The organism is Alkalibacterium gilvum (assembly GCF_900109085.1).
In the GTDB taxonomy this organism is placed as follows: domain Bacteria; phylum Bacillota; class Bacilli; order Lactobacillales; family Carnobacteriaceae_A; genus Alkalibacterium; species Alkalibacterium gilvum.
Genome location: NZ_FNYW01000068.1, coordinates 1 through 4,142, shown reverse-complemented (window position 1 = coordinate 4,142; position 4,142 = coordinate 1). Strand labels below are relative to the sequence as shown.

Here is a 4,142-nt window from a genome sequence, read left to right as displayed (position 1 = left end):
CAATTCTTATTGTGTCAAACTCATTTTTTTGTAATATGTAACTATTTTTTCCTCTTAAATATATGATACCATTTAGTTTCTTTTTCTTCTTTCTCTTCTTTTTTTTCTTCTAATTCTGACTCTAACATCTTAATATTATTTATACTATTTAGACTTAATCTTTGTTGCTGATCTAGTAATGTTTGATTTTTATCTAACTGATTCAACAAATTATCATTCAGTTTTGATAGTTTTTTATTTTGATCTCTTTCATGTTCTAATTGCTCTTTTAATACTTCAATTATATCATTTTTAGCTTGTTCATTTGCTTGATCTTTAGTAGTACTAGCTTGTTCATTAGTAGTACTAAAGCTTGTTCTTAGTACTACTCCAAAATCTTCTGCTAACTTAACTAAAGCTTGATAATCATACTCTAAAGGATCTGTTTTATACTCCCTATTATCTCTGTTAATAGCCTTAATATCAAGCTTTATAAGCCTTCTTCTTACATTTTGCCTTGCCTGATTTAATTCTTCTGATAGCTCTGTAATTGTATATATTTGCTTGTTCATCTACCCACCTCTTTAGTAGTACACCTAGTACTACTCACTATACAACATTTTTACAATTTTACCCAGTTATTTTTATGCTTTTTTATCGACTTATTCCTCCTTTTCTTGTTTTTTTCTTAGATAATTTTTGCTTACGATCAATTTCTTTTTTATTTTTTTGTAATTCCTCGATAGAAAATTTAGGCTTCCCTTTTGTTTCTTCATTTCTTTCTTTTGCTTTTGTTTTTGCAGAAGCAATTTTTTCTCGCATAGAAGTTTTTTCTTCTTTTCTTTTTTCTACAAGTTCAGGATTTTTCAATTCAAATATTTTTTCTTTTAATGAGCTGACTAATTTTTCAATTTCTTTCTCATGATCTTCATTTGATTCTTCCAGTCTATCCATTTTATTATAAGCTTGTCTTTCTTCGCTATAGAGTTTATTTCTCTTATTCTTAACTCTGTTTATCTTGCTTTGAAGATTTTTTCTCGTACTTTTATGTTTGTTTATATTAATACTTTCAACCTTGTTTTCTAAAACTTCTAGTTCATTTTTAAGTTTATCATGCTTAATACTTAAAGGTTTTTCTTTAAATATCTCGTAAAATTTTAATTTCTTATAATCTGCTTCTAATTCTTTTAGTTCACCTTTTACATATCTAATTTCTCGATTCATCTGTTCATAGCTCTTAATTATATCTTCATGCACTTTAACTTGCTTCTCTTCTTCTTTATAAAGCGGTAACTGATCTCTCTGCTCTCGCATAGCACTTGCTCTTTCAAATATATTGTTCATTTCAGCTTTATTTTCAGCAATACTAAGACTTAAATTCTTAATTTTTTCATCTGTTCTATCTTCTAAAGATTTAATTTCTAACTCTAATGGTGTTGGTTTAAAGGCTTCTTTGATGATTTCTAGTTTCTCTCGAATATAAACCTTAACCTCTTGAACACTCTCTTTAATAATTTCGATCCCTCTGCTAGAGATACTTTTAGTCTTGCTGTTTTCTTCTTTAACACTCTTCATAATGCTTTCTTTTCTCATAATAGCTATAGTCATTGGCATAAGCTTTTCATCTACTGCATTAACGATCTCCTTGTTATATTCTCGCCTTGCCTTATTGCTTTGACTAACCTTATCTTTATAATCTTTACTTGCTCCTTTATAAAGCTTTGCTTGGGGTAGCTCTATCCGACTATCAAAAACTCTTGATTTAAAATCATGCTTATTTAATGTTTCAGCTAATTGTTCTTTTATTTTTTCATTGTATTCTCTGCTTTTAAATTGAGTATCTTTTTTAGAAAACTGGTCTGTATACTCTATTTCTCCCTCTTTATCGTACTTAATATCTCCTTTGTGTTTTGTTATAACTGCTTCAGGATCTTTCTTACTGGACATCTTTCCTTCTTCATAATTATAATAATAATCCCTTTTATATCTTTTTGGCTCTTTCTTTTGTCTTTCTCTTTCGGAGTAAATAATATGAGCATGAAGGTTTGTTTTTTCTTTGTTCCAATGGACTGCATATTCAAAATCTCTATTGTCTCCTAAGAGATTAAAAGAATAATCATCAACGATTTCTTTTAATTTTTCTCGGTCTTGATCTAGTTCATTTGGAAGGGCAATAATAATTTCTCTGCCTTGAATGTTTTCTTCTTTATTCTTTTTATTTTGCTTTTCATAGTCTGCATATTCATTCCAGGAGTGGATCATATTTTCCTGGGAATGCAGAACGATATGTTCTTGTCTTTGATTGTCGGAAATATATTCACTCCGACCGACAACATTTTTTAGCTTGGTTTGCCTTGCAAATGCTTTTGCCATTTCTTTACTCCTTTCTCTTTTAGAAGGATAAAAACGATAGGTTTTTTATCCTTCTAATCTAGCCACTTTGTAGGCTAGATTATTCTTTTGCTTTTAGCCCACGGCAGGTGCGCAATAGTTATAGGTACTATAACTAGGTATTTGCGCTTTCCTTACGGAAAGAAAGACTTTTACCTGATTATTATACCACTTCCTACTACAATATAAAATTTAATCTTCTTTAATTTCTTCTAAAGTTACTGTATCAGGATCTACTATCCAGAAAGTATAACTTGATCCATAATCTATATTTTTCTTCTCTTCTCGATCTTCTTTTTCTTCAGCTATTAGATGATTATTTGTTTTATCATTAAATAAATAATCTCCTTTATTTAAGATATTTATATACTGTTGGTCTACTAATATTTAAAGCTCTAGCTATTTCTGTTGGATTATCATCAGGATTTTTTTCAATATATTCTTTTACAAGTTCTTCTTTTGTTCCACTTCCTATTGGTCTACCTTGTTTATTTATCCATTCATTTTCTGGATAATCAATTTTCTGTACTGCTCTTGCTCTCTCTAAATGTTCATCTTGCTTACGATAATTTCTTTTATTTCTCTCAATTCGTATATCTGTAAGTTTTTCTATATCATTGATTGTAAAGTTATAATAACCACGATCATAAACATCTAAAGCTGAATACAAATCTTTCATTGTCAAAGGATTAGAATGATCTATATCTGCCAGATAATCAAATATCTCTAACATATCTTTTCTAACTTCTTTTTTAGGGATATTACACTTCACTCCATAAATAGCCATACACATTAAAAAGAAATACCTATGTCCTCCTAGTATGTTTTCTCTTTGTCTTAGCCACCAATCATATAAATCTCTCTTTATATTCCACTTCCTAGCATTCTTATTGCCTTCTACTATTACCCTTTGATACCATTCAGGAAACTTCTCTTTTGCTTCATCTTTGGTATATTGAGTAGGTCTAAAAGGTCTATTTATATCTACCTTGTTTTCTTCTTTCATTGCATAGGAATTTAAATAATCTAAACTTACTTTACCACCAACTTTAAAAGCTACTACTGGTAGATTATACTTATCATTAATTGATCCAACCATTCTAAAACCTTGATTGATTGACTGATATTGAACAGTTTTCTCCTTTGATGTTCCCTTGTAATCCCACATTCTAAAAGTTAGATCATACTTTAACTGCTTTAGTTGAAGCTTAATATTGGGATATAAATCTATTGGATCCTTAAACACATAATAAATGTGAAGTCCTGTACCACTCATAACTATAAAAGTAGGCTTTGGAAGTGATCTATAAGCTTCTGGCTCTCTTCCTATTCTTGCACTTAAGTTAAATAGCTCATCTTCTCCCACAGCATCTAAATCAAATACCATTGCATTCATCTTTTGAGCATTTTCTAATCTATTCCTTCTATGTCTATAGGTCAGCCCACTACATAAGGTTGAACAATTACACTCTACATACTCCATATAATCTTCTTCCCAAGTATCATTAAGCATGATTCTTCTTCTTAGAGTCCTCTCTGTACCTTCATCTTTATCATCTTTATATAAATATATAGCATTAGGCTTCTCATACCTATCACTATATTCTCCCTCATTTTGATTATTAGGAAACAGATACCTATAAAAATCATACCCTCCTACTTCTTCATACCGATTAGAAAGTATCTCCTTTATCTTTACATAATTTTTATCTATATCTTTTATATTATTAGCCATATTTCCACCTCTTTATTTCTCTATAAATAACTGCCTT

Annotated in this window: 3 protein-coding genes; all 3 read right to left on the bottom strand. The window is 29.6% G+C overall.

What is annotated here, in order from left to right; all coding sequences use genetic code 11:
- Positions 1-41: 41 nt before the first annotated feature.
- Complete coding sequence (locus BMX83_RS10410; protein WP_091636785.1) at positions 42-551, bottom strand: hypothetical protein; 510 nt, start codon at positions 549-551, stop codon at positions 42-44.
- An 82-nt stretch (positions 552-633) separates the two neighbouring features.
- The gene (locus tag BMX83_RS10405) at positions 634-2,352 is read right to left on the bottom strand and encodes a relaxase/mobilization nuclease domain-containing protein (RefSeq protein WP_091636783.1); all 1,719 of its coding nucleotides are present in this window, start codon (positions 2,350-2,352) and stop codon (positions 634-636) included.
- Between the two features lie 367 nt (positions 2,353-2,719).
- Positions 2,720-4,105 (bottom strand): helix-turn-helix domain-containing protein, encoded by a 1,386-nt coding sequence (locus tag BMX83_RS10400; RefSeq protein WP_091636781.1) that lies wholly within the window; start codon positions 4,103-4,105, stop codon positions 2,720-2,722.
- Positions 4,106-4,142: the final 37 nt, after the last annotated feature.

What these genes read in the sequence shown, in the direction of transcription:
- BMX83_RS10405 (WP_091636783.1), bottom strand. Translation starts at nt 2,352, where the DNA reads ATGGCAAAAGCATTTGCAAGGCAAACCAAGCTAAAAAATGTTGTCGGT.
- BMX83_RS10400 (WP_091636781.1), bottom strand. Translation starts at nt 4,105, where the DNA reads ATGGCTAATAATATAAAAGATATAGATAAAAATTATGTAAAGATAAAG.
- BMX83_RS10410 (WP_091636785.1), bottom strand. Translation starts at nt 551, where the DNA reads ATGAACAAGCAAATATATACAATTACAGAGCTATCAGAAGAATTAAAT.